Source organism: Caballeronia sp. DA-9, from assembly GCF_051615025.1.
Taxonomy (GTDB): domain Bacteria; phylum Pseudomonadota; class Gammaproteobacteria; order Burkholderiales; family Burkholderiaceae; genus Caballeronia; species Caballeronia sordidicola.
Window position 1 is genome coordinate 1,490,341 of record NZ_CP195133.1, and the last position, 23,305, is coordinate 1,513,645.

The window sequence follows — 23,305 nt, forward strand, 5'->3', positions numbered from 1 at the left end:
GAAGAGCAGGTCGCAGCGCGCGCAGGATTGGTCTGAGACGCTCGCTAGCCGCTATGACCCTGGTTAGCCTGTCAGGCGGCGCGGCTCACGCGCAAAGCAGCGTCACATTGTATGGCTCGCTGGACGGCGGCCTGCGTAATGTCGTGAACGGCACGAAGGCCGGCGGCGCGGCGCTGACGATGGCGTCGAACGGCGTGTACAAGTCGAATCGCTGGGGCTTTCTCGGCATCGAGGACCTGGGCGGTGGATACTACGTCCGCTTCAATCTTGAAGCGGGCTACATTCTCTCGACGGGCGCCAACAGCAGCAGCACTAACCAGTTATTCCAGCGTACGTCGACAGTGGGACTGGGTGGTCCGTTCGGCCAGGTCAACATAGGCCATCAGTTCACGCTGCAGCACCGGTTGATCAAGGACTTCGAGCCGTTCGACCTGCACTATCTGGGCATTACCGAAGCCGCGGCGATTTCGGGCGGCACCAGCGGCCGCGACGACAACGCTATCCATTACCACGGCGACTTCGGCCCGTGGACGGCCCGCGCGGTCTATGCGCCGGGCGGCGTGGCAGGCAGTCTCGCCAGCGGCACCATGCTCGCGGGCGGCTTGAACTACCACACTAAAATGTTCAAGTTCGGCGCAGGCTACACGCATCGCTCGAACCCGTTTTCGGCTACATCGAATACGTATTTCGCCAACAATCAATACACCGCTGGCGGCGCCGTGACGCTCGGTCCCGTTCAACTGATGGGCGGCTATTCGCTCGCAACACAAGACGTTCCCTCAACGGTGCACGGCGAGACGCGCAATCAATATCTGTGGGGCGGTTTCCGCTATCAGGCATTGACGGACTTCAACGTAACGGGAGCGTATTACGACAACAAGAACTCGACGGGCGGCGTGGACGGCAGGAAGGGCGTCGCCATTCTGGGCATCAGCTATTCGCTGTCGAAAAGCACGGAGCTATATGCCGATATCGACTACACGCATTTCACGGGCGTCTACGTGACGAACTCAACGCTGAATCCGTCCGGGCATGACAAACAGACGGGCGTCTCGTTCGGTATGAATCACTTTTTCTAAGCCCGATTCACTTCTGGCGAGGAGTGAAAAGAGCAGGCTTCGAGCGCGTGCGGTACATGCTCGAACGTCTGCTCTGATTTTTTTCGCGGCGGGCTAAACCGGCGCTACAACCGAAGTCGGATAGAGCAGGGTATCCGTCACGCAAATCCGGCTTTCGAAGAGGAACCGGTCGCCGTCGACCACGACGCGGTCCATATACCGCCCTGACATCACGATTTCCGTCATCCGGTCGATCATGGTCTGCAGGATAAGAAAATCCGCGCCGACGCGGTAGCCCTCGCCATCCACGCTCACCGACATGCCGCTGACGATGTGCCGCAGCGCGCGCGGCTGTGAGATCGTCGTCTCCGATGTCGTGAATGCCCGGTCCTCGATCATGTTCTTGCCATCGCAGTAAATGATGGCGATCGGCAGCCCGCGCTCATGGTTTTCCTTGGTCGTCAGCCGATACTCGGCGTGCGTGGTGAAACAATCGGCCCAGTCCTTGTAGCGGCCTTCGTCGAGTGCTGCGCTGTACTCGGCGTAAAGATCCATGATGCCAAAGCGGATGTCAGCCGGAACGGTCTGCACACGCTGCTGCGGTAACGTACTCATAATCCCATCACCTTGCGATAGTGTTGGTACAGGCCGCGCACGGCCACCTCGGTAATCGTATGGTCGTGGTCCTCGACCGTGCGTCCGGCCATCTCGGCCACGCCCGCGCGGTCGTTGTAGGGCGTGACTCCTTCCTGGGACATCACCATGACTTCGCTGTCGTCGGCCGACACGAAACCCGCCGGTCCCATCAGGTTTGCCTGGCGGATACGGTGCGCGCGCATCTCCGGCGTATCGTCCGCGTAGCCGAAAAAGGTCCAGTGCAAATCGTGGCTGTCCGGTCCACGTGGGACCAGATGGCGCATCGCGAGCGTGTTCGATTGCTGCTGGATGATCAGGTTCGGCCAGAACGTGCACATCACCGCGGTCACGTCGCCCGGGTATTCGCGGATCAGGTCGAGCACGCGCGTGTCCTTTAACTGCATGTCGCTGCGCAGCGTCGCCCGCATTTCATGCGCGGCTACTTCGTCGAGCTTGCCGCCGCGCCGGTTGATCATCGCGCCATGACGCCCGGTTTCGTCCATCTCGATTGCCGATTCTGCATCCATCCGGAAGAGACCGAACGTCACGAAGAAGACGTGCAGCAGGCTCGCGTGATAGGGGTCCTTCAGGTTCTCGAACATGAACTTCCAGTTGCCGTCGATCCGCTGGCGCATGTAGCCGAGCAGTTCGAGCTTGCGCCCGTCGAACACACGGTCGAAGTACGACAGCATCCGCGGGCCGAGGTACTCTTCAAACGGCTCGACGCTCGTGTCGAACGACGCAAAGACCGCTCCATTGCGCACGCTCACCGCGAGCGGCTGCGCGCGATGCTGGCTCAGGTCGAAGTCTTTCGGCATGCCGCCCTTGCCCTTGTAGCCGCGGCGAAAGGGCAGGCCGGTGACGTTGCCCTTCAGGTCGTAGCTCCAGTGGTGATACGGGCACGTGAACGACTTCGTGTTGCCGTGATCGCTCTGGCAGAACGCCACGCCGCGATGCGCGCAACTGTTGGCGAATGCATTGACGCTGCCGTCGGTGTCGCGCACGACGACGATCGGCAGATCGCCGACAAAGCTGCGCTTGAAATCGCCCGGATTGGGAATCTCGCATTCGAGCGCGACATAGGCCCAGTTCGGCCCGCGAAAGATCCGCTCCTGTTCGCGGCGATAGATTTCCTCGTCCGTATAGACCCAGAACGGAATGCGCGAACAGCCGCCTTCAGGCCAGACATAATCGGGCGCGGCGTGATCGCCGGCGCCGGAAGCCGCCGCGGTACGCGGAGCCCATTTGATTTCGGTTTCCATGTTTCGTCTCCACAAAATAGGAATGCAAGGCAAGCGTGCATCCGCACGCGCGTGGCGTGCGGATTCAGCTCCGGTTTAGTTGTGTGCCAGACTGGAAAGCGGCCGCGCTAGATCGCCAAGTTCTTCACAGTCGATGCGCTGCTTCGTATCGATCAGCCGTTTCACGTGGCGCCGCTCGCGTCCCGCGTTCATCAGCACCGCGCCGAGAATCGTGCTGTCGGCAACGAAGAATGCGCACCATGAAGACGCGGCGATGTCTCCCCGCATCACGACGACATCGTCGGCCTGGCGGCCGCCCAGCATCTGGATGTTGCAATCATATTGGTCAGTCCAGAACCATGGCGCAGCGGCGGCGGCCGGTGCAACGCCTGCAATCGTGCTCGCGGCGACCTGAGCCTGCAACTCCGCGTTTTCCCACGACTCGAGGCGTACGGACTCGCCCAGAGAGTGCGTGCGCTGTCGCGTGACGTCGCCAACGGCGTAGACCGAGGGCAGCGATGTACGCGCATGTGCATCGACCAGCACGCCGTCAGCGCATTCGGCCCCGGCGGCGCGGGCAAGCTCATCGTTCGCTACTGCGCCGATCGCCACGACCACGACATCGGCCGCGAGCAGCGTACCGTCGCCGAGCCTGACGGCTTCCACAGACGTATGACCCTCGAGCGCGGCAACGCTCACGCCGGTGCGAATGTCGGCCTGATGCGTGCGATGCAGGTCCGCAAGATACTGACCCAGAAAGCCGCCAAGAATCCGGGGCAACAGCATGCTGCCGCTCTCGATCACGGTTACTGCACACTGCCGTGCAATGGCCGTGGCCGCGATTTCGAGTCCGAGAAAGCCCCCGCCAATTACCACGACTTTCGCACCGGGTGTGAGCCGTGCCGACAGGTTCGTGCTATCGCCGATCGTGCGCAGCGTCAGCACGCCGTCGAGCGTCGCGCCCGGCACCATAAGCGGCCGGGGCCGCACACCGGTCGCAAGTACGAGGTTATCGTAGGCAAGGGACTCGCCGCTGGCGAGCGCGATCTGCTTGGCACGCCAGTCGAATCCGGTGACATGTACGCCAGCACGCATCGAGATCCTGTGCTCCTCGTACCACGTGTGCGCGAAGATGGTCGCTTTTGACGGCGGACCGCCATTCAGTATTTCCTTCGACAGCGGCGGCCGCTCATACGGCAACTCCTGTTCTTCGCCGAGCAGTACGATTTCCGCGGCTTCGTCCAGCCGGCGCAGCGCCGAGGCGGTTCTCGCGCCGGCCTGTCCTGCACCGACAATGACCGTGCGCCCACTCACGTCGTCACCCGCAGCGTGACCGCCATAGAGTCATTCGACATCGACAAGCACCTCATCGCCTTCGACGCGTACAGCAAACGTCTGCAGGTCCACGTCCACCGGTCCCGACACCGCCTTTCCAGTGCGCACGTCGAATAGCCCCTGGTGCAATGGGCATTCGATCTTGCCGTCTTCGAGGTAACCGTCTGAGAGGCACGCGTGAGCATGCGTGCAGATATCGTGCGTGGCGAAGAATTCGCCGTCCAGGTTATACAGAGCGATTGGGATGTTTTCGATGTGGCACGCCTTGACGGTGCCGGACGGGACGTCGGCAACGCGTGCCATTGGTTTCCATGTCATCAGGTCAGTCTCCTTATTGCCAGTCCAAAGCCGGCGATATTGGCATCACTTCATATGGGGACGCTGAAATCCGGTATTGAATGCATCGCCCGTTGATACGTTGACGACCCGTATTCTGCGCGTGCTGGTCCGGGCTCGCGTCGCTATTTCTTTGATTGAGCATTCGCCGTTCGCGAACGCTCGCGGAGAAATTGCTGCAGATCACGGATATTTGCATCGTGTGGTAACGTCGCCAGCCATACTGGGACTCGCGCCGTTGGCCGCGCACCGGTTTTGGGGACGGTTTGCCGGCGCGTGCATGGCCGAGCCCGAAGACGCACGCAACTCCTCAGCAATAAGATAGGAGACCCTGCCGATGGAGACACCATGCGGTTCGATTTGACCGATTTGAGGCTTTTTGCGGCTGTCGCCGCGTACGGAAACATCACAAAAGCGGCGGAAAGCGTGCCGATTGCCGTTGCGGCGGCGAGTTCGCGTATTCGCGCGCTTGAGGAGTCTGTCGCCGCGACGCTGTTATTGCGCCATAGCCGCGGCGTCGAGTTGACGCCCGCCGGCGAAGTGTTTTTGCAGCATACGATCTCGATGTTGCGCGAAACAACAAAGCTACGTCACGATCTGTCGCAGTTCGGCGAAGGTATGCGAGGCAACATCCGGCTTTTTGCCAACACCAATGCCATCCACGAATTCCTGCCCGCGCTGCTTGCGCGATTTCTGGCGGACAACCCCAAGATCAATGTTGACGTCCAGGAACATACCAGTCCGGAAACCGTGCGCGCGGTCGATGAAGGCAGTGCGGATCTCGGCATCATCGTCGGACTTGTGAACACCCGGAAACTCGCCGTGGCGCCGTTTCGTGAGGACCGGTTTGTGGTCATCGTCCCGAACGACCATGCGCTTGCGCGTGAGCGCGCGATCCGTTTTCATCAGGTGCTGGAGTGGAATTACATCGGGCTGAACGAGCGTTCATCCCATCAGCAGTACGTATCGAAAACTGCGTTGCTCGTGGGCCAGAGCATTCAACTGCGCACGCAGGTCGAAAGCTTCGAGGCGGTCTGTCATATGGTGGCGGCGGGTGTCGGCGTATCGATAGTGCCTGAATCGACAACCCGCCGGTTGCGAGCTACGCTGCCTTTTTCCGTTGTCGACCTTGATGAGCAATGGTCGAGCCGCGAACTGAAACTCGTCTCGCGCACGCAAGAAACCTTGGCCGCACCTGCGCTCAAGCTGTTCGATGCTCTCGCGATGCCTATGCCGTAGCGAGGATTCGCTGACGATAGGGCCCGCTGTCGCGCTGCCAATCGAGCACAGCAGCAGACGCAGTTCAGCAAGAACGGCACTTTCGCGGCCTCGACAATGCGAGCTTGTGTCGCGTCCGCATCGCGCGCGGCTACATTCTGCGCGGCTTGCGTACGGCGGTTGATTAAACGGCTTTTTTCATACGGATCAGTTTATCAACGACCGTTGAGCAAAGGCGGTGCGGAACTACCATGACGGACTGAAAAAAATCCATAGCACGATGGTTTTATCGGTGGGCGGAATAATCGCCGGCCCTGTTCCGTTACGTTCTTCTCTTTTCACTCTTCCTTTGGAGAACATAAATGAAGACATTGTCGTTTGTCGCCCGATTTGCTGCTGGTGTCGCCTGTTCCTTTGCCGTGCTGAGTTCATCTGCCGCGATCGCCGCATCCGTAAAGAATGTCGTACTGGTTCACGGCTTTTTTGCGGACGGGTCGGGCTGGCAGGCAGTTTCGAAAATACTGGCCCGCGACGGATACAACGTGTCGGTTGTACAAGAGCCCGAAACGTCTTTTGCGGACGACGTGAAGGCTACCACGCGAGTTATCGATGCGCAGGATGGTCCATGTATCCTCGTCGGCCATAGCTACGGTGGCGCGGTCGTTACCGAGGCCGGCAACGACCAGAAAGTTGCCGGGCTAGTGTACGTGGCTGCATTTCAGCCCGACGCCGGCGAAAGTCCGATGGATCTGACCAAGAAGATGCCGCCTGCAACGAAGGCAATCAAGGCAACAGCGGACGGCTACCTGTATCTCGACCGGAGTCTTTTTCATGCGGACTTCGCCGCCGATGTGCCCGCGATGGAAGCGAAATTCATGGCCATCTCGCAGGTGATGCCGGCGGCGCAGTCGTTTTCCACGCCGATCACAAATGCGGCGTGGAAAACCAAGCCGAGTTGGGCCGTCGTTGCAACGAGCGATCGCGCGATCAATCCCGATCTCGAACGGTTCATGACCAGGCGCGCCGGAAGCACAACGGTCGAGATGAAATCGAGCCACGTCGCTTATATCTCGCACCCTGTCGAAGTTGCAAAGTTGATCGAGCAGGCTGCCGCCAAGTCCGGGCAGTGATGATTGTTAATGCCGTCGGTCGATATGGGGTGCATCGCGGCCCTTGCCTGGAGTCAGCTTGGGCTGTCCGGCTCATGACGTAATCGTTGCATTGCGTCCCATTTTGCACTCCAAGGGTGCAGATGGGACGCACTCTGAACGCTTCATTCTGACAATTCCCCCTTTATCAAACTCGTCAAACTCGGCGTCTTCGACTCATTTTGAGCGAAGCTTGGGGCAAGGTCATCCGCAATAATACGTACGGTTGGACTACGAGGCTTGATAGCAATTTCAGTATCGCTTGTAGTGAAAATTTGGCAAGAATGAGTCAAATATGAAAGACGTGGTGTAGAGACCCGATAACAATGAGGTCTCATCTGCGCTTTCGCAAAACTCAGACTGTATTACCCAAAGAGTTCAACACTCCACTGGCGGGGTTACCCGGACTTGCTAATCACCCAACGACTAAACCGACGGGAAAGGCGCAAGTCCGTTCCGGTGAAGTGAATCGTATTGCCCAAGTTGGATTTGCGCCATGATCAGGATCGGCTCCCTTGAGGTAGACCTGGACGGTCGACAGTTGTTGCGCGATGGCGCTCCGTTGGCCGTCGGCAGTCGTGCATTCGACGTTCTGGCGGTCCTGCTCGAGGCACGAGGCCAACTCGTGTCAAAGAAAGATATTTTCATGCGCGTCTGGCCCTCAACCGTCGTTGAGGAAAACAATTTGCATGTGCAACTCTCGCGGTTGCGACGCCTGCTAGCCGAAAGTGGGACATTGCTTCAAACCGTATCCGGACGTGGTTATCGCCTCGCCATCCCCAACGTTCCTGATAAATCATCCGCTTCATTAATAGACACATCCTTTGAAAAAGCAGTGTCCCATGAGGGAAGCACACCGAACAATTTACCAACGTCCGCCTCTGACATCATTGGGCGCGATGACGCAATCCTCGCGATTATTGAAGCGCTGAAGCTCAGCAAACACCTCACGCTTGTCGGCGCGGGAGGAATCGGAAAGACACGGCTTGCCATAGAAGTCGCTCATCGAGCGAAGGCGCTATTTGCGGACGGTGTCTATCTGATCTCTCTTGCCTCCGCCACGGATCACGCAAGCGTTTTACAGGCTGCCGCCAGCGCGCTAGGCATTAATCCGGCAGACGGCCTGTTATCGCTCGCGCGCATAGGCGAGAAAATAAGCGGGCCGCGCATGTTGTTCGTGATCGACAACTGCGAGCAGGTATTGCGGGCAGCGGCGGAACTGGCAGAGTCGCTTACGTCTATTGGCAACGAGACTCGCGTTATCGCGACGAGCCGGGGACCGATTGCGGCCGTCAACGAACGTATATACCGCGTCGAGCCGCTTCCAGTGCCACCGCAAACCGACTTCACGGATGACGTTGTCAAATGCAGCGCCGTGCAGTTGTTCTATTCGCATGCACGCGGATTAGACGCGCTTTTTCAATCAGACGAACACAGTCACGAACTGATACACACCATCTGCCGTCGCCTTGACGGTATTCCCCTTGCAATTGAACTTGCTGCTGCGCGTGCGTCGATCCTGGGCGTCGAGACATTGGCAACACGCCTGGACGACCGGTTTCGTGTATTGACCGGAGGCAGCCGCTCGACGCTTCCTCAACATCAAACGCTAAGGGCGACATTCGACTGGAGTTACGCGCTCCTCAATGAGACTGAGCGCGCCACGCTTCGTCGTCTAAGCATATTCCCCGCTGGCTTCACGATGCCCGCCGCCGTTGCCGTGGCATCGGATGCTTCTCTTGACGAATATGCTGTTGCAGCCGCGGTCTCTGGACTTGTCGAGAAATCACTGATCGTGCGTATCAAGGGCGCAAACAAAGTTGCCTACGGCATGCTGCAAACGACCCGCGCGTTTGCGCATGAGAAACTCGATCACAACGGCGAACAGCGGCAGACGAGGTTAAACCACGCAAATTACTTTTCCGAATTACTTGGAAACATCTCGAACGCTAGTGGAACTCGTAATGGCGGATCATGGCAGCATGATATGCGCGGAATGCTTGACGACTTGCGGGCCGCTCTTACATGGGCTTTGTCCGCCCACGGAGACAAAGCCACTGGTGAAATCCTCGCCGTCCGCTTTGTGTGGCTTCTCTTCGAGCTTTCGCTAGTCGAGGAGTGCTGCAGTTGGGCACACCGTTCTCTCGAAGCGCTGGAGAAACCGCCCGGTGTCGATACAACTCAGCTAAGACGCGTCCGTATGCAACTCAACGCCGCGCTTGCAGCGGCGCTTGGCTATGTGCAAGGACCGATTGATAAGACCAGTGGAATCTGGTCCGAAGTATTGACATCGGCGATCGCATTAGGCGATTCAATTCTTGAAGCAAGGGCGCTCTGGGGGTTGTGGAACGCATCTCAGAGTTCGGGCATCATCTTTGGCGCGCTGGCGTTCGCCAGGCGTTTTGCAATACTCGAAGCTGAAAGTTGCCAGATCGAACTGGCCGAGGGCGGCAACGGTCCCGTTGTTAGTGCGCTAGGCCGTCGTCTAGTCGGCGTCGCCTCACACTACGCAGGCGACCAAGGCGAGGCTTACACGACGCTTAAACGCTTTCTCTCTGAGGCGCGCGGTATGCGAGCATGGCTGCCTCTGGGCCGCTCGATCGATCAGCACGTTGTTGCCAGCGCCACCTTTGCGCGTGTTCTATGGCTAAAGGGGGAGCGCGACGAGGCGCTGCGAATCGCCGAGCGCTGCGCTGAGAAAGCACGCGCGCAGGAGCAAGCAATCGTTACCTGCTATGTACTGATCGAAGCGGGCATCCCGATTGCGCTGCTCTCTGGCGAACGCGAACGCGCGGCAGAAGCCATTGGTTTGCTAAACGAAACATCGACTCGTGTCGGGCTTGATATCGCCCGCACATGCAGCCGAGCGTTTAATGCGTATCTTCTTTCTCTGGACAATGTAACGCCTGGACACCTAAGCGAGTTTTCTGCATCGATAGCCGATATCGACGCTATCGGGCGGGGTGCCCACGCTCCAATGCTGGTCGCGCAATATGCCATATCGCAAGCCCTTGCAGGAAGGCATGGTGACGCGCTGGTCACGATAGCAAGCGTGTTGAGTCGCTGCGAGGAAACCGGCAACATGTGGTATGCCAGCGAGCTGCATCGTATCCAAGGCGAGTTGTTGATCGAGCACTCGAACCATTCAAACGGTTCATCCCCTAACGCTACCATGCTTGCCTCAGAACGAAGCTTCATTCGAGCGATCAATATATCCGTTGATCAGGGCGCTCCATCGCTGCAATTGCGAGCCGCCCTAAGCCTTGCCCGCCTATTTCATGCACAAGGTCGTCACGACGAAACGCTTGGTTGCCTGGAGCAAGTGTCCATTCTTTTCCCCCAACAACGCGACTGGCCAGAATTTCGTGAAGCCTCACGGCTGTTGTTGCTCGCAAGGGAGGCCATCTTTTTGCGTCAGCAGCTTGCGGACGCGCCGCACATCGATAGTGCGTAGTGGTCAATTGGTATCCGATGACTTTCCCTAGCAATGCATGATAAAGAAAGGGCGTCCCCGGAGCGTCAGGGTTCAAGAAAATTAAGAACTTTTAGCGGGTGGCAAGCATACACTTCATACACGCGTGAGTGACTGCGCGAGTCTTCAATAGCGATCGGCTTGGTTCTCGGGTCCGAACCGTCCTCGCGCCGAGGCCTGCTGCCGGTCAAAAAAATGCGCGGCTATTGAACAGCAGGAGAAGTGATGAGGACACATGTGGCAGGTGTGACGATCCCGGACAGTGGAATGGCAACGCAGGCAATGACCCTAATCAAACAGGACTTACCCAGGGTTCTGATCAGTCATGCATTTCGAGTATTTCTTTTTTCGTCGCTTATTGGGCGTCGTCGAATGCTTGATTTCTCGCCGGAAATGCTCTTCGTCGCGGCCGCTTTTCATCACCACGGACTGGCGCCACGTTTCAGTGGATCTACTCGCAGATTCGAGCTGGATAGCGCGGATGCAGCAGCACACTTTCTGCATCAACACGGAATCGCGAGGCAGGAGGTCCGTAATGTACGCGATGCAATCGCGTTACATTCGACATTCGGCCTTAATGGATTTGAATCTCCACTCATTGAACTTTTGAGCGCGGGAGTCGAAACCGATTTGATGGGATGTCACTTTGACGAAATATCAGATAGTGAGCGTCGCGCGGTGGTGGAAGCCTATCCTCGTGAACGTGCGTTCAAGTCACTCGTTATAGAGGCGCTGGCCGACGGCATCATGTGGCGGCCGGCGACAAGCTTCGGAAATGTCGGCGCAGACGTACTGGAGCGCTGTAATCCCGATTTTTACCGCATTAGTTTCTGCGGCCTCGTTTTGGGTTCTCAATGGGAAACCTGAGACGTCAGGCATGATTTTCCGCCAGACTCCGAGGTTTTATGGTCTCGTTGGAAGCGCCTTGGGACTTGAATGCGGAGGGACAACCTCGGACCCGCTCTGAAAGGAAACCAACCTGGGTGCGGCGGTAGTTGCGCTACCTTGTCGTTCCTTCGATCCTCCCGTTTTTATTTCCGTATCGGAAATGAGTTCGTGTCCAATGGGGATAATTTGCCCTCCAATGACCATCCCGAGCAGTCCGACGAGGGCCACTATTGGCGGTGCTGGCGAGCGGACGCGAATCACACTGTATATGATCCCGGCGAGTACGCCAGCAAGCAGCGAAAGAATATAGGATTCCATTCTTTGTTCCAGGCCGATTTAATTCATGGATGACATTGATTGGTGCCGCCAGCGCTCAAGCTCTCAGGCATGCAGGACAACACGCAGCGGATCTGACGGATGCCGCTGCGCGCACTGCCTTCGGGACTCGCACGCCTCCGGTCAAATTCAGCTTTTTGCCGGGACAGCCGCGAGGGCTTCGTGCTGAATCTGAGTGCGCTGCGGCGCCTTGTGGACCATCGTATAGGCGTAATCGACCCCCATACCGTACGCGCCGGAGTGGTCCTTCGCGATCTTCATTACGGCGTCGTAGGTATCGCGTCGCGCCCAGTCACGTTGCCATTCGAGCAACACCTGTTGCCACGTGACCGGCACGGCGCCTGCCTGAATCATCCGCTGCATTGCATAGTCGTGAGCATCCTGCGATGTGCCGCCGGACGCATCCGCGACCATATAGATCTCGTACCCGCCCTCAAGCATGGCGCACAGAGCAAATGTCGTATTACATACCTCCGTCCAGAGACCCGCCACCACCACTTTGTTCCGGGCATTTTTCTTTAATGCGTCGCGTACCTTCTGGTCGTCCCAGGAGTTCATGGACGTTCGTTCAAGGGTGGGGTGGTCAGGAAAAACGTCGAGCAACTCAGGGTAGGTGTAGCCGGAGAATGTTTCGCTTTCTACAGTCGTGATGGTGGTGGGAATGTTAAAGGTTTTTGCTGCTTTAGCTAAGCCGACAACGTTGTTCTTCAGCGTTTGCCGGTCGATCGACTGGACACCGAACGCCATTTGGGGTTGCTGGTCAATAAAGATGATTTGACTGTTCGTCGGGGTAAGCACTTCAAGTTTCTCTTGGCTCATGATGTCATCCGGTTGTGAACTATCCAAGGGTGTTGATCGATGTTCCAGCACAGGCTTGATTAGCCGACATGTCGCGCAGAATACGAATAAACCGCTTCCTGTGAATTCAGGATCGAGACATGCGCTTGACGTCTTTCAGCCCACGATAAGCATAGTCCAGGCAGTCATGACCCTGTAGTCCTTAAAGTGCTGATTCAGATAATTTAAGAGGCTACTCGCTGGAAGTTCACTTCTCTTAAGCAATAAAAAATCATAAGCTTCCGACGGTGATAACGGCTCAAACAAAGCCAGTCCGAATTCCTTGCGGACAGCCGCCGCTTCAACATGTGCAGATGAGAGAGGTAGCCGGTATCTTCGGAGATCATTGGATGAAAGTCTACGTGCTGTCGCTTATATCAGGAATCCTGATCGGTTTGATGTATAGCTGGATTAATGTCCCTTCGCCGGCGCCGCCTGTCATCGCTTTGTTGGGCCTTCTCGGGATTCTCGCTGGCGAACAAGTGATTCCTGTCGGAAGAAAAATGCTTCGCGGCGCTGGCTTTCTTATGGCGTGGCAAGAGGAGCGTTGCAATCAACATCTTTTTGGGTCTCTGCCCGGCCGAAACTCGAATCGGCCTGGGCCAACGGCGGGAGTGTCCTCTGAGGAGAAGCGTTCATGACATCGCAGCAAGGTGCGCCAGACTTTATTTTTGTTAATGGCCGTTTCACGACGTTGGATACGTCCAATCCAACCGCCACTGCGGTGGCTATCAAGGACGGCAAATTCATTGCTGTCGGTGACGACCCCGAGATAAGCAGGCTCAGGACCGCGAACACACGTATTATCGACCTGAAAGGGCGCTCGGCCCTCCCGGGTTTGATTGATAATCATCTCCACATCATTCGCGGCGGGTTGAACTTCAACATGGAACTTCGCTGGGACGGTGTCCGTTCACTGGCAACTGCCATGGAGATGCTCAAGGCGCAGGTTGCCATCACGCCGCCGCCTCAATGGGTAAGGGTGGTGGGCGGCTTCACGGAACACCAGTTCGAAGAGAAGCGTCTGCCGACTATCGAAGAAATAAATGCCGTGGCGCCCGATACGCCGGTTTTCCTGCTGCATCTATACGACCGCGCGCTGCTAAACGCTGCGGCGCTGCGGGTGGTTGGCTACACCAAAGACACGCCCGAGCCTCCGGGCGGCGAGATCGTCCGCGACAGTTCGGGTAATCCAACGGGCTTGCTGCTAGCCAAGCCGAATGCCGGGATTTTATACGCGACGTTGGCGAAAGGACCCAAGCTTCCTCCGGAGTACCAATTGAACTCGACGCGTCACTTCATGCGTGAACTGAATCGCCTGGGCGTGACGGGCGCAATTGATGCCGGAGGGGGATCGCAGAATTTCCCGGAAGATTATGAAGTCGTCAAGAAGCTCGACAACGAGGGGCTCTTGACCATCCGGCTCGCCTACAACCTGTTCACGCAAAAGCCCAAAGGCGAGAAGGACGATTTTCTCAACTGGACAAAGACCTCGAAGTATAAAGACGGCAATGATTATTTCCGTCATAACGGTGCGGGTGAGATGTTGGCTTTCTCGGCTGCGGACTTCGAGGATTTCCGGGTGGCGCGTCCGGACATGCCTTCGGAGATGGAATCCGATCTCGAAGGAGTCATCTGTGTGCTTGCGGGAAACCGCTGGCCCTGGCGCATGCACGCAACATACGACGAGACCATCAGCCGCGCGCTCGATGTCTTCGAGAAAGTCAATCGCGATACGCCGCTCGCGGGTTTGAACTGGTTCTTCGACCATGCCGAAACCATCACGGAGAAGTCGATGGACCGTATCGCGGCGCTTGGCGGAGGCATTGCGGTTCAACATCGAATGGCCTATCAGGGCGAGTATTTCGTCGAGCGCTATGGCGAGAAAGCTGCGGAAAGCACACCACCGGTTGCACGCATGCTCGAAAAGGGAGTACATACCTCTGCCGGTACGGATGCGACCCGGGTTGCGTCCTATAACCCCTGGGTTTCGCTCTCCTGGCTTGTGACTGGCAAGACGGTCGGAGGCATACGCATATACAAGCAGCATAATTGCCTTGATCGCGAAACAGCGCTTCGCATGTGGACAGAAAAGGTCACCTGGTTTTCCAACGAAACCGGCAAGAAGGGACAGGTTATTGCGGGTCAATTTGCCGATTTCATCGTTCCTGATCGTGACTACTTCAGGTGCTCGGAGGACGACATAGCCGGCGCGTCTTCGTTGCTGACCGTTGTAGGAGGCAAGGTCGTGTACGCCGCGGGCGAGTTTGCCGAGCTGGACGATAACCCGCTGCCTCCCGCCATGCCGGACTGGTCGCCGGTTCGAAAATACGGCGGTTTTGCAGCGTGGAAGCAAGGGGGAGCGTCTGGCGCACCACTTCAGCAAGTTGCATCGTCTGCATGCGGATGCGCGCGCGCCTGCGGCTTGCATGGACACGATCATCGGCGGGCCTGGATGAGCGACGCACCGACCGCGGACCACAAAGGTTTTTGGGGAGCGCTCGGATGCGCATGCTGGGCAGTCTAGAACCGCTGCGGGCTGGGAACAGTCCGTCGTGGGTGGCGGCGCTGCTGCGCCAACCATGGGTGATGGCGCTTGTTCGCGTTTGTCTTGTCTCGGCTTACCTCATCGGGGGAATTACAAAGCTGGTGCACTTCGACGCCGCTGTCGCCGAGCAGACCCATTTCGGGCTTCATCCGGGTTGGTTGTGGGCTGCGCTCGCCATATTCGTGGAAATTGCCGGCTCTCTGTGTGCAATCTTCAACACGTTTGTGTGGCTTGGCGCGGGTGGCTTGGCGGCCTTGACGTTTGTGGCCATGCTCGTCGCAAACGACTTTTGGCATTTGCAGGGAACTGCGCGCTTTATTGCGCTGAACGGATTCTTCGAACATCTCGGACTTATTGCCGCGCTAGTGATGCTCACGTATTTGTCGAGCAGTGAGCAGCGCTCTCGTGGCTAACAACAGGGCAGGAACATCTAATCATGCGCAATATTCGAACTCTTGGTGTCGCGATTGTTTTTGCGTTCGGCGTCGTGGCAACCGCGCCGTCGCAGACTTTCGCAAAGGCTGACACTACGCAGGCAACGTCATATGCGGTGGGTCCGCAATACGACACCACGCATGTGTACGTGGCGCCTGAGGATTTCGATAAGTTCACGGATAGCTTCGTTGCAACGTTCGGCGGTCACAAATCGCAACAGGGCGTTTTCCAGGTAACGCCAACACCTAGCCAGACAATGTCGCAACTGGTCCTTACACCGGCCGGAACGATTTCGGTGTTCGGATTCAAGACGCCGATTCCTTACCCGTTTGGCGACGAGCGCACTGGCTATCTTGTCACGGACATGGACGGCGCGATGAAGTGGGCGAAGGTCCACGGTGCCGATGTCATCGTTGACACGTTCCCGGATCCGATCGGACGCGATGCAGTGGTTTCGTGGCCGGGTGGAGTACATATGCAGCTTTACTGGCATACAAAGGCGCCCAGTTATGACCCTCTTGCGACGATTCCGGAAAACCGGGTGTATGTCTCGCCATGGCGTGCGAACGATCTCATCAAGAACTGGCTCGCGTTCTCGCACGGCAAGGTGATATCGGACAATCACCGTGCACCAGGAGTAGAAATCGGGCGTCCTAACGATACATTCCGGCGAGTGCGGCTCTCTTCGGGTTTTGGCAACATGACTGTCTTCGCCACAGACGGCCACTTGCCGTATCCCTACGGCCGCGAGATGACGGGATACGAGGTCAAAGACTTAGATGAAACGCTTAACAAGGCTCAAGCGGCTGGCGTCACCATTCTCGTGCAGCCGTTTACGTCAGAACAGAGAAAATCGGCGGTCGTTCAGTTTCCAGGTGGATACGTTGCGGAAATACATGCAACGGCGAATTAGGTCGGCGTCATAGCGATGACAAAACGCGGCCGATCAAATAGCCAGTTTTCCGACGTATTTTCGCGAACCGGTCATGAATGACGACAATGTTTTATCGGCAATCGCAGGGTATGTGGACACACTCAGTTTCGTCGCTCTTTTCGGCCTGTTCACGGCGCACGTGACCGGCAACTTCGTGTTGATTGGCGGCGGCCTGGCCAGGTACGGACAGGGAATTTTTCTCAAGCTGATGGCATTTCCCGCTTTTGTCCTGGGTGTTGCGCTTAGCAGCCTGCTCATTCGGACCGCCAGCCCCGAAATGCTAGCGCGGGGTGCCTGCATGCTTTACGCGGTGCAGGCAGTTCTTCTCCTGGCATTTTCTATTGCGGGCATTCATCTTGGGTCGACTTTCAGCCCGGAAAATTGGTCGGTAGTCCTATGCGGGATGATTGGCGCGGCCGCTATGGGTGTCCAGAACGCACACAGCCGGCTTGTTGCCCGGCCGGGAGTTCCGAACACGGTCATGACAGGGAATGTGACGCAGGTCATTCTTGACGCAATCGATCTGTGTTCGTCGCGCGTTGGAATCGATAGCAAACTCGCTTCACGCGCACGTGTCGCGAAAATGCTTCCAGCAATCATTGCGTTTGCTCTGGGCGCTATTGCCGGCGCTTTCGCTTACGCTCATTTTGGCTTCTGGTCGCTATTGTTACCCGTTATCGCACTAGCTTGGCTCGCGCTGCGCTCCTTGATGCAACGAAACGCCTTGGAGAAGCGCGCCTCATGAACGCTATTACTGTGGGCGCCTGGCGCGAGCGAGAGAATAACGTGGTGCTGACTGCCGCGAAAGTGGCGGTTGACTGTATGTCGCGTGAACCGACGCGTAACCCCGATAACGGGCGGACGAAACGATGCTTAACAGGGAACGGGTCGAATGCAAGTCGCCGCATTTGTAGGGATCGCCATAGCTGTAGTCTCGCTCGGCCTGTGCTGCAAGGCGCGAGCCGATAGCAATGCGCAGTCGCCGCAGCAAACAAATACCTCAGCGGGAGTCTGTGATTCAAAGCGACCCGTGGTCATGTTCAATCGGTGGCAAGAGGACTGGTCCGTACTTGGCGACCCTTGCGTACCCAAAAAGCCTCTCGATAACCTGAAATATATTCGCCTTGGCGGCGACCCGGATTCGTATCTTTCACTCGGCGCCAATTTGCGCGAGCGCCTGGAGATCAACGAGGCTCCGCTATTCGGACTCGGTCCGGCCGCCGGATCGGATACGTATCTGATCCAACGCGCGCAGGTTCATACTGACGCGAGGATAGGGCCGCACTTACAATTCTTTGCCCAGCTTGAGGACGCGAGGGCGTTCGATAAAGATCTGGTGAGACCAACAGACAAGAATCCGTTGGATCTGGAGCAAGCGTTCGTTGCCTGGGTGAGTCCAATGGGACCGGGCACGATTAAATTTCGCATTGGGCGTCAGGAAATGGCGTTCGACCTGCAAAGATTCATCTCCGTTCGCGACGGTCCGAACGTACGCCAGGCGTATGACGCTGTATGGGCGGATTACGAATATGAAAAGTGGCGATTTATCGGATACGTCACGCGGCCCGTGCAATACCGCGACGTTGTGTCGTTTGACGACACCTCGAATCGCCATTTGACGTTTAGCGGCGTGCGGTTCGAGCGTCAGGGCGTCGGACCGGGTGACCTGTCGGGCTACTATTCCCTCTACACGCGCGATGCAGCGCAGTTCCTCGATGCGCAAGGCAACGAGCATCGTGACGTCTTCGACCTGCGATACACAGGGAAAATCGCGGCGGCGGATTACGATGTGGAGTCGATGTATCAGACAGGTGATGTCGGTAACAAGAGAATCGGTGCGTGGGCAGTCGGATCGCTGTTTGGCTACACGCTCGATTCGACGTGGACTCCGAGGTTAGGATTGCAAGTCGACGCAGCATCAGGCGACCGACATCCCGGTGATGGAAGGCTTGGCACATTCAATCCACTCTTCCCGAATGGCTATTACTTTGCATTGGCGGGCTACACGGGTTATTCAAATCTCGTTCATGTGAAACCGTCGCTCACCCTTAAGCCCTCAAGCAAGCTTACCTTGCTGTTTGCTGTAGCGCTCCAATGGAGAATGACCGCAAACGACGCGATTTATCAGCAGGGTAACGCCGTTGTTCCGGGCACGGCTGGACACGGTACGCGTTGGACTGGCGCCTACGCGCAACTTCGCGCTGACTGGACGGTCGCGGCGAACCTGATTGCGTCGGTTGAAGCGGTGCACTTCCGGATTGGAGATTCCATCAGGGAGCTTGGTGGGAGTAACTCGGACTATGTCGGCCTGGAGCTGAAGTATGGCTGGTAGCGGCACGATGCCGTGCGTTGCGCGCCACAGAAGCCCCGACCTTACTTGGAACTCGCTCGCCAACGAGCAGGTGTGTGTCCAACAATTTTCTTGAAGACAAGCGTGAAGTGACTTTGACTCTTGAACCCCAGCATGGCAGATATATCCAGCAGGGAAAGGCTGGTTTCTCGAATCAGTTGCTGCGCGCGCCCGATCTTTATTCTTAAGACGTATTCGTTTGGCGTGACGCCCGTCGCCAGGCGAAATTGCGTTGAGAAATGCATCCGGGTCAGGCCGGCGACGTTGCTCAGGTCGAAAAGATAGATCTGGTCGAACAGGTGGGCATCGATATAGTCGGTAACTCGGCGAAGACGCCATTTTGCCAAGGGGCTAATGCGTGCCTTCGTGGACGATTTTCTCGAATTGAGTGACACACATCGGGATGCAATGGCAAGACTGATGCTATCAAGGATTAAGTGATTAACGGAGAAATCTCCTTCGTTGATCTCCAGCATGGCCTGGATCAGGTGCCGAGCCGGCCCGTCGTCCAGGAAAGTGACATTGGAAAGCACTATGTCGCCGTGAGTAGGGGTTTCGAAGATGTGCTCATGGCATTCCGCGAGCAATGCTTGCGAAAGATAGAGGCGATACGCCTGTGCTGCCTCGGTGAACACAATGCGGGTGACTTCCCCGGGCGGCACCAGCAGATTGGAGTATGTGGGCACATTGCTTAAAGCAACTTCTTTCTTGCCAAAGAGAAACCTTCCGGCGCTGACACTCCGGTTGATAGTAATAGTATGCGTACCGTCAGTAAGTTCATGCTTAAACTCAAGAGGCTGCCTGGGCTGGTCGAGGCTCCACTTGGTGAGGGTCACGCGGAAATCTTGCTCCTGCGGACGCAGTACCGGCCGCTGACGCCAGTGAAGCTCTGGTACTGCCAATGAACAGTTCAAGTCGGTTTTCAAGTGAAGCCTCCTTACGCCCTTCAGTGCTTGAACCGTGTGAAATTTGAAAGCGGTTCGCTACGGGCGGTCCCGGTCGCGGGTATATCTTAATTGAAATAAAAAAGGAGAATGTAAGGATGTAACGGGTGGGTGTGGTGCTGTGTGGTGAAATGTTCCTGTCATCCGAACATGTGCCAACATCGTACGGCGCGAGCATGGCCGGCCATCCGGCTTTGATGTGCCTCGCGAACACTCGCTGCTTGCTCACGCGAATCGCTGCAGGAGTAGTTGGGTATCCTTAGAAAATAAAAATTACTGCGATTCTTGTCCAAGCTATTCAAGACGGTCCCGAAGGCACGCGCTTTGTCGGCAACGTTTAAAGGATTGAAAGGAATCAAAGACTGAGAAAAACTGATCTACATCCGCCTACGCTCATCGCATTACGGTCTAGTTACCAGGGCGATTACAACGGAAAAAAATATTTCCACAGCGAGGACGGTGCGCTTTTGCACAGTTTGATCTGTATCAATGCTGTTCGATATCAACAGGCGCTTAATCACAGACTGAATTTACACCGTCAAAGGATTAACGCCATGGATCTCCCGCTTAGTGGTATCAAGGTTATCGATTTCACCGGTGTCCAGTCTGGTCCCGCCTGCACGCAAATGATGGCGTGGTATGGCGCAGATGTGATCAAGGTGGAGCGTCCCGGTGTTGGTGATGTGACGCGCAATCAACTGCGCGACATCCCCGATCTCGATGCGCTGTATTTCACAATGCTCAATAGCAACAAACGTTCGCTGGAACTCAACACGAAGACGCCCGAAGGAAAGGCGATCATGGAGCAACTCATTCGTGAGGCCGACGTACTGGTCGAGAACTTTCACCCGGGCGCCATGGATCATATGGGCTTTACGTGGGAGCATTTGCAGGAACTGAATCCCCGCCTGATCTTTGGCTCGGTAAAGGGATTCAACGACGAGTCGCCTTACACACACATCAAGGCCTACGAAAACGTCGCTCAGTGTGCTGGCGGTTCGGCGTCGACCACCGGTTTCTGGGACGGTCCCCCAACGATCAGCGCAGCGGCACTCGGTGACAGCAACACCGGAATGCATCTGCTGATCGGTCTGCTGACTGCGCTCATCGGCCGGGAGAAAACGGGCAAGGGGCAGCGTGTCACCATCTCGATGCAGGACAGCGTGCTCAACCTTTGCCGCGTCAAGCTGCGCGACCAACAACGGCTCGAGCGCGTAGGGTATCTCGAAGAATATCCGCAATATCCCAACGGCACGTTCACCGACGTGGTGCCACGCGGTGGCAACGCCGGTGGCGGAGGCCAACCGGGTTGGATCCTTAAATGTAAAGGGTGGGAAAGCGATCCTAACGCCTACATCTACTTTACGATCCAGGAACAGAACTGGGCGGCGACCTGCGATGCAATTGGCAAGCCCGAGTGGAAGGACGACCCGGCCTACAACACTGCGAAAGCGCGGCAGTCACACATCTTCGATATTTTCGCGGATATCGAAAAGGTGCTCGCGGACAAGACCAAGTTCGAGGCGGTTGACTATCTGAGCAAGTTCGATGTCCCGTGCGCACCCGTGCTGACAATGAAAGAAATCGCCAACGACACGTCATTGCGTGCAAGTGGAACAGTGGTCGAGGTGGAGCAGAAAAAGCGCGGCAAATACCTGACTGTTGGCAGTCCGATCAAGTTTTCCGGATTCACGCCAACGATAGAAGGCGCACCGCTCCTGGGTGAACACAACGAGGAAATCCTCGTGGGGCTTGGGTATTCGAAAGAGCAGATCGACAGGTTCCGTGAGGCGAAGGTCATCTGAGCTTCGGTAGCAGTCACCACTCATTCACTGGAACGAACGCGACATGGCAGATACTCCAACGCAAGGCGAACTGACCGATGGTTTCCATCTGGTCGTAGAGGCGCTCAAGCTCAACGGCATCAATACCATCTATGGCGTCGCCGGCATTCCCATCACGGATCTTGCGCGCCTCGCGCAGGCCGAAGGTATCCGTTATCTTGGCTTTCGTCACGAACAGTCGGCGGGTAACGCCGCCGCCATCTCGGGCTATCTGAAGCAATGGCCGGGGGTGTGTTTGACTGTATCGGCGCCGGGCTTTCTTAACGGACTCGTCGCGCTTGCCAACGCGACAACGAATGGCTTTCCCATGATCCAGATCAGCGGATCGAGCGATCGCGCAATCATCGACCTGCAGCAGGGCGATTACGAGGAACTCGACCAGATGAACGCGGCGAAGCCGTTTACCAAGGCGGCGTTCAGAATCAACCGGCCCGAGGACATCGGCATTGGCGTAGCCCGGGCCATCAGGGCAGCGCTTTCGGGACGGCCAGGCGGTGTGTACCTGGATCTGACCGCTGCTGCGCTGGCCGCGACAACCGACGCCAGATCCGCGAAAGCCACGCTGATCAAGGTTGTCGATCCGGCGCCCGCGCGCATTCCGTCGCAGGAGTCCGTGGGTCGCGCACTTACGCTTCTCGCAAATGCCCAACGTCCGTTGATTATTCTGGGCAAGGGCGCAGCCTATGCGCAGGCCGACGACGCGATCCGCGGGTTTATCGAAGAAACCGGCGTTCCGTACCTGCCCATGTCGATGGCCAAGGGCCTCTTGCCGGACGACCATGCGCAATCCGCTGCTGCCGCGCGTTCCTTTGTGCTGGGACAGGCCGACGTGGTGATGCTCGTCGGTGCACGCCTGAACTGGTTGCTTGGGCATGGCAAGGCGCCGCAATGGTCGCCCGATGCAAGCCTGATCCAGATCGATATAGAGCCGACCGAATTCGACAGCAACCGTGCCATTGCCGCGCCCGTTGCCGGCGACATTGCGTCCTCGATCGCAGCGTTCAGAGCGGGCCTGTCCGCCACGCCAGTGCATGCCCCAAAGGCCTGGACAGATGCGATTAACGAACGCCGCCGGCACAACGAAGAAAAGATGGCGGCAAATCTGCTGGCCAACCCGGACCCCATGACGTTCCAGAGCGGTCTGCGCGCGGTGCGCGATGTCCTCACCCGACATCTGGAAGTCTATGTCGTCAACGAAGGTGCGAATACGCTGGATTTCGCGCGCAACATCATTGATATGCAACGGCCGCGCATGCGGCTCGACGCTGGCACGTGGGGCGTCATGGGCATTGGCATGGGCTATGCAATCGGCGCGGCGGCGACCAGCGGCCGGCCGGTCGTGGCAATAGAAGGCGACAGTGCGTTTGGCTTCAGCGGCATGGAGATCGAGACCATCTGCCGGTATCGTCTGCCGGTTGTCATTGTGGTGTTCAACAACGGCGGTATCTATCACGGCGACGACGTCAATCGCAGCGGCGGAGCCGATCCGGGGCCAACGGTCCTCATGGGTTCGGCGCGTTATGACCGGCTGATAGAAGCCTTCGGCGGCAAGGGATACCACGTGACTCGGCCTGAAGACCTGGAAGCGGCGCTCGCAGCCGCGCTTGAAGCGAAGACCCCTGCGCTGATCAACTGCGTGATCGATCCTCACGCGGGCACGGAAAGTGGGCACCTGAAAAACCTCAATCCGAAAAGCGGTCTTGCGGCTACGAAGTAGTGCATCGGCTTTTGGCGATGCATTTCGG

20 protein-coding genes are annotated in these 23,305 nt (G+C 57.3%); 13 read left to right on the forward strand and 7 right to left on the reverse strand.

From position 1 onward, the window contains the following. Positions 1–53: 53 nt before the first annotated feature. On the forward strand, positions 54–1,079 hold the full coding sequence (locus ACRWA7_RS22885) for a porin (protein WP_244163889.1): 1,026 nt from the start codon (positions 54–56) through the stop codon (positions 1,077–1,079). Positions 1,080–1,172: 93 nt separating this feature from the next. On the opposite strand, the gene ACRWA7_RS22890 is transcribed toward ACRWA7_RS22885, so the two are convergent. The 4 genes from ACRWA7_RS22890 to ACRWA7_RS22905 form a co-directional block, all read right to left on the reverse strand. Continuing rightward, on the reverse strand, positions 1,173–1,673 hold the full coding sequence (locus tag ACRWA7_RS22890; protein ID WP_438396268.1) for an aromatic-ring-hydroxylating dioxygenase subunit beta: 501 nt from the start codon (positions 1,671–1,673) through the stop codon (positions 1,173–1,175). Then, entirely contained in the window at positions 1,670–2,956 is a 1,287-nt protein-coding gene (locus ACRWA7_RS22895; protein ID WP_082850316.1) for an aromatic ring-hydroxylating dioxygenase subunit alpha, read from the reverse strand. Before ACRWA7_RS22895 ends, ACRWA7_RS22890 begins: the two co-directional genes overlap by 4 nt. Positions 2,957–3,031: 75 nt before the next feature. Next, positions 3,032–4,249 (reverse strand): NAD(P)/FAD-dependent oxidoreductase, encoded by a 1,218-nt coding sequence (locus tag ACRWA7_RS22900; RefSeq protein ID WP_438396271.1) that lies wholly within the window; start codon positions 4,247–4,249, stop codon positions 3,032–3,034. A 30-nt stretch (positions 4,250–4,279) separates the two neighbouring features. Beyond that, complete coding sequence (locus ACRWA7_RS22905; RefSeq protein WP_438396273.1) at positions 4,280–4,588, reverse strand: non-heme iron oxygenase ferredoxin subunit; 309 nt, start codon at positions 4,586–4,588, stop codon at positions 4,280–4,282. A gap of 366 nt (positions 4,589–4,954) precedes the next feature. Between ACRWA7_RS22905 and ACRWA7_RS22910 the strand changes: the two genes are divergently transcribed. From ACRWA7_RS22910 to ACRWA7_RS22925, 4 genes are all read left to right on the forward strand, one after another. Then, positions 4,955–5,845, forward strand: a complete 891-nt coding sequence (locus ACRWA7_RS22910) for a LysR family transcriptional regulator (protein ID WP_060816639.1) — start codon at positions 4,955–4,957, stop codon at positions 5,843–5,845. 341 nt (positions 5,846–6,186) lie between these two features. Beyond that, on the forward strand, positions 6,187–6,954 hold the full coding sequence (locus ACRWA7_RS22915; protein ID WP_438396275.1) for an alpha/beta hydrolase: 768 nt from the start codon (positions 6,187–6,189) through the stop codon (positions 6,952–6,954). 514 nt (positions 6,955–7,468) lie between these two features. Further along, a complete protein-coding gene (locus ACRWA7_RS22920; RefSeq protein WP_438396277.1) occupies positions 7,469–10,426 on the forward strand; it encodes an ATP-binding protein in 2,958 nt (985 codons plus the stop codon). 285 nt (positions 10,427–10,711) lie between these two features. After that, a complete protein-coding gene (locus ACRWA7_RS22925; protein ID WP_438396279.1) occupies positions 10,712–11,311 on the forward strand; it encodes a phosphohydrolase in 600 nt (199 codons plus the stop codon). 36 nt (positions 11,312–11,347) lie between these two features. Here the strand turns inward: ACRWA7_RS22925 and ACRWA7_RS22930 are convergent, their stop codons facing one another. Beyond that, positions 11,348–11,650 (reverse strand): DUF1427 family protein, encoded by a 303-nt coding sequence (locus tag ACRWA7_RS22930; protein WP_438396281.1) that lies wholly within the window; start codon positions 11,648–11,650, stop codon positions 11,348–11,350. Positions 11,651–11,797: 147 nt separating this feature from the next. Further along, complete coding sequence (locus ACRWA7_RS22935) at positions 11,798–12,487, reverse strand: hydrolase (protein WP_438396283.1); 690 nt, start codon at positions 12,485–12,487, stop codon at positions 11,798–11,800. A gap of 368 nt (positions 12,488–12,855) precedes the next feature. Here ACRWA7_RS22935 and ACRWA7_RS22940 point away from each other — a divergent pair, with 368 nt between their 5' ends. The 6 genes from ACRWA7_RS22940 to ACRWA7_RS22965 all read left to right on the forward strand — a co-directional run bounded on the left by ACRWA7_RS22940 (position 12,856) and on the right by ACRWA7_RS22965 (position 18,754). Beyond that, entirely contained in the window at positions 12,856–13,146 is a 291-nt protein-coding gene (locus ACRWA7_RS22940; protein WP_075643204.1) for a DUF1427 family protein, read from the forward strand. Continuing rightward, positions 13,143–15,032 (forward strand): amidohydrolase, encoded by a 1,890-nt coding sequence (locus ACRWA7_RS22945; RefSeq protein ID WP_438396285.1) that lies wholly within the window; start codon positions 13,143–13,145, stop codon positions 15,030–15,032. The genes ACRWA7_RS22940 and ACRWA7_RS22945 overlap by 4 nt, the downstream gene beginning before the upstream one ends. Further along, positions 15,017–15,466 carry a DoxX family protein gene (locus ACRWA7_RS22950; RefSeq protein WP_060817134.1) on the forward strand — a complete coding sequence of 150 codons (450 nt, stop codon included), beginning with the start codon at positions 15,017–15,019 and terminating at the stop codon, positions 15,464–15,466. Before ACRWA7_RS22945 ends, ACRWA7_RS22950 begins: the two co-directional genes overlap by 16 nt. A gap of 23 nt (positions 15,467–15,489) precedes the next feature. After that, positions 15,490–16,401, forward strand: a complete 912-nt coding sequence (locus ACRWA7_RS22955; RefSeq protein ID WP_438396287.1) for a VOC family protein — start codon at positions 15,490–15,492, stop codon at positions 16,399–16,401. 73 nt (positions 16,402–16,474) lie between these two features. Beyond that, positions 16,475–17,167 carry a YoaK family protein gene (locus ACRWA7_RS22960; RefSeq protein WP_438396289.1) on the forward strand — a complete coding sequence of 231 codons (693 nt, stop codon included), beginning with the start codon at positions 16,475–16,477 and terminating at the stop codon, positions 17,165–17,167. A 147-nt stretch (positions 17,168–17,314) separates the two neighbouring features. Then, a complete protein-coding gene (locus ACRWA7_RS22965; RefSeq protein ID WP_438396292.1) occupies positions 17,315–18,754 on the forward strand; it encodes an alginate export family protein in 1,440 nt (479 codons plus the stop codon). Between the two features lie 41 nt (positions 18,755–18,795). On the opposite strand, the gene ACRWA7_RS22970 is transcribed toward ACRWA7_RS22965, so the two are convergent. Then, on the reverse strand, positions 18,796–19,698 hold the full coding sequence (locus ACRWA7_RS22970; protein ID WP_060816630.1) for an AraC family transcriptional regulator: 903 nt from the start codon (positions 19,696–19,698) through the stop codon (positions 18,796–18,798). Positions 19,699–20,270: 572 nt separating this feature from the next. On the opposite strand from ACRWA7_RS22970, the gene frc reads away from it, so the two are divergent. Together frc and oxc are read left to right on the forward strand one after the other, a co-directional pair. Further along, on the forward strand, positions 20,271–21,521 hold the full coding sequence (gene frc / locus ACRWA7_RS22975) for a formyl-CoA transferase (RefSeq protein ID WP_060816629.1): 1,251 nt from the start codon (positions 20,271–20,273) through the stop codon (positions 21,519–21,521). Between the two features lie 43 nt (positions 21,522–21,564). Beyond that, a complete protein-coding gene (gene oxc, locus ACRWA7_RS22980; RefSeq protein WP_438396295.1) occupies positions 21,565–23,277 on the forward strand; it encodes an oxalyl-CoA decarboxylase in 1,713 nt (570 codons plus the stop codon). The last annotated feature ends 28 nt before the right edge of the window (positions 23,278–23,305 follow it).

What these genes read in the sequence shown, in the direction of transcription:
- ACRWA7_RS22895 (WP_082850316.1), bottom strand. Translation starts at nt 2,956, where the DNA reads ATGGAAACCGAAATCAAATGGGCTCCGCGTACCGCGGCGGCTTCCGGC.
- ACRWA7_RS22885 (WP_244163889.1), top strand. Translation starts at nt 54, where the DNA reads ATGACCCTGGTTAGCCTGTCAGGCGGCGCGGCTCACGCGCAAAGCAGC.
- ACRWA7_RS22955 (WP_438396287.1), top strand. Translation starts at nt 15,490, where the DNA reads ATGCGCAATATTCGAACTCTTGGTGTCGCGATTGTTTTTGCGTTCGGC.
- ACRWA7_RS22945 (WP_438396285.1), top strand. Translation starts at nt 13,143, where the DNA reads ATGACATCGCAGCAAGGTGCGCCAGACTTTATTTTTGTTAATGGCCGT.
- ACRWA7_RS22935 (WP_438396283.1), bottom strand. Translation starts at nt 12,487, where the DNA reads ATGAGCCAAGAGAAACTTGAAGTGCTTACCCCGACGAACAGTCAAATC.
- ACRWA7_RS22910 (WP_060816639.1), top strand. Translation starts at nt 4,955, where the DNA reads ATGCGGTTCGATTTGACCGATTTGAGGCTTTTTGCGGCTGTCGCCGCG.
- ACRWA7_RS22925 (WP_438396279.1), top strand. Translation starts at nt 10,712, where the DNA reads ATGGCAACGCAGGCAATGACCCTAATCAAACAGGACTTACCCAGGGTT.
- oxc (WP_438396295.1), top strand. Translation starts at nt 21,565, where the DNA reads ATGGCAGATACTCCAACGCAAGGCGAACTGACCGATGGTTTCCATCTG.
- ACRWA7_RS22920 (WP_438396277.1), top strand. Translation starts at nt 7,469, where the DNA reads ATGATCAGGATCGGCTCCCTTGAGGTAGACCTGGACGGTCGACAGTTG.
- ACRWA7_RS22890 (WP_438396268.1), bottom strand. Translation starts at nt 1,673, where the DNA reads ATGAGTACGTTACCGCAGCAGCGTGTGCAGACCGTTCCGGCTGACATC.
- ACRWA7_RS22905 (WP_438396273.1), bottom strand. Translation starts at nt 4,588, where the DNA reads ATGACATGGAAACCAATGGCACGCGTTGCCGACGTCCCGTCCGGCACC.
- frc (WP_060816629.1), top strand. Translation starts at nt 20,271, where the DNA reads ATGGATCTCCCGCTTAGTGGTATCAAGGTTATCGATTTCACCGGTGTC.
- ACRWA7_RS22950 (WP_060817134.1), top strand. Translation starts at nt 15,017, where the DNA reads ATGCTGGGCAGTCTAGAACCGCTGCGGGCTGGGAACAGTCCGTCGTGG.
- ACRWA7_RS22940 (WP_075643204.1), top strand. Translation starts at nt 12,856, where the DNA reads ATGAAAGTCTACGTGCTGTCGCTTATATCAGGAATCCTGATCGGTTTG.
- ACRWA7_RS22960 (WP_438396289.1), top strand. Translation starts at nt 16,475, where the DNA reads ATGAATGACGACAATGTTTTATCGGCAATCGCAGGGTATGTGGACACA.
- ACRWA7_RS22965 (WP_438396292.1), top strand. Translation starts at nt 17,315, where the DNA reads ATGCAAGTCGCCGCATTTGTAGGGATCGCCATAGCTGTAGTCTCGCTC.
- ACRWA7_RS22930 (WP_438396281.1), bottom strand. Translation starts at nt 11,650, where the DNA reads ATGGAATCCTATATTCTTTCGCTGCTTGCTGGCGTACTCGCCGGGATC.
- ACRWA7_RS22915 (WP_438396275.1), top strand. Translation starts at nt 6,187, where the DNA reads ATGAAGACATTGTCGTTTGTCGCCCGATTTGCTGCTGGTGTCGCCTGT.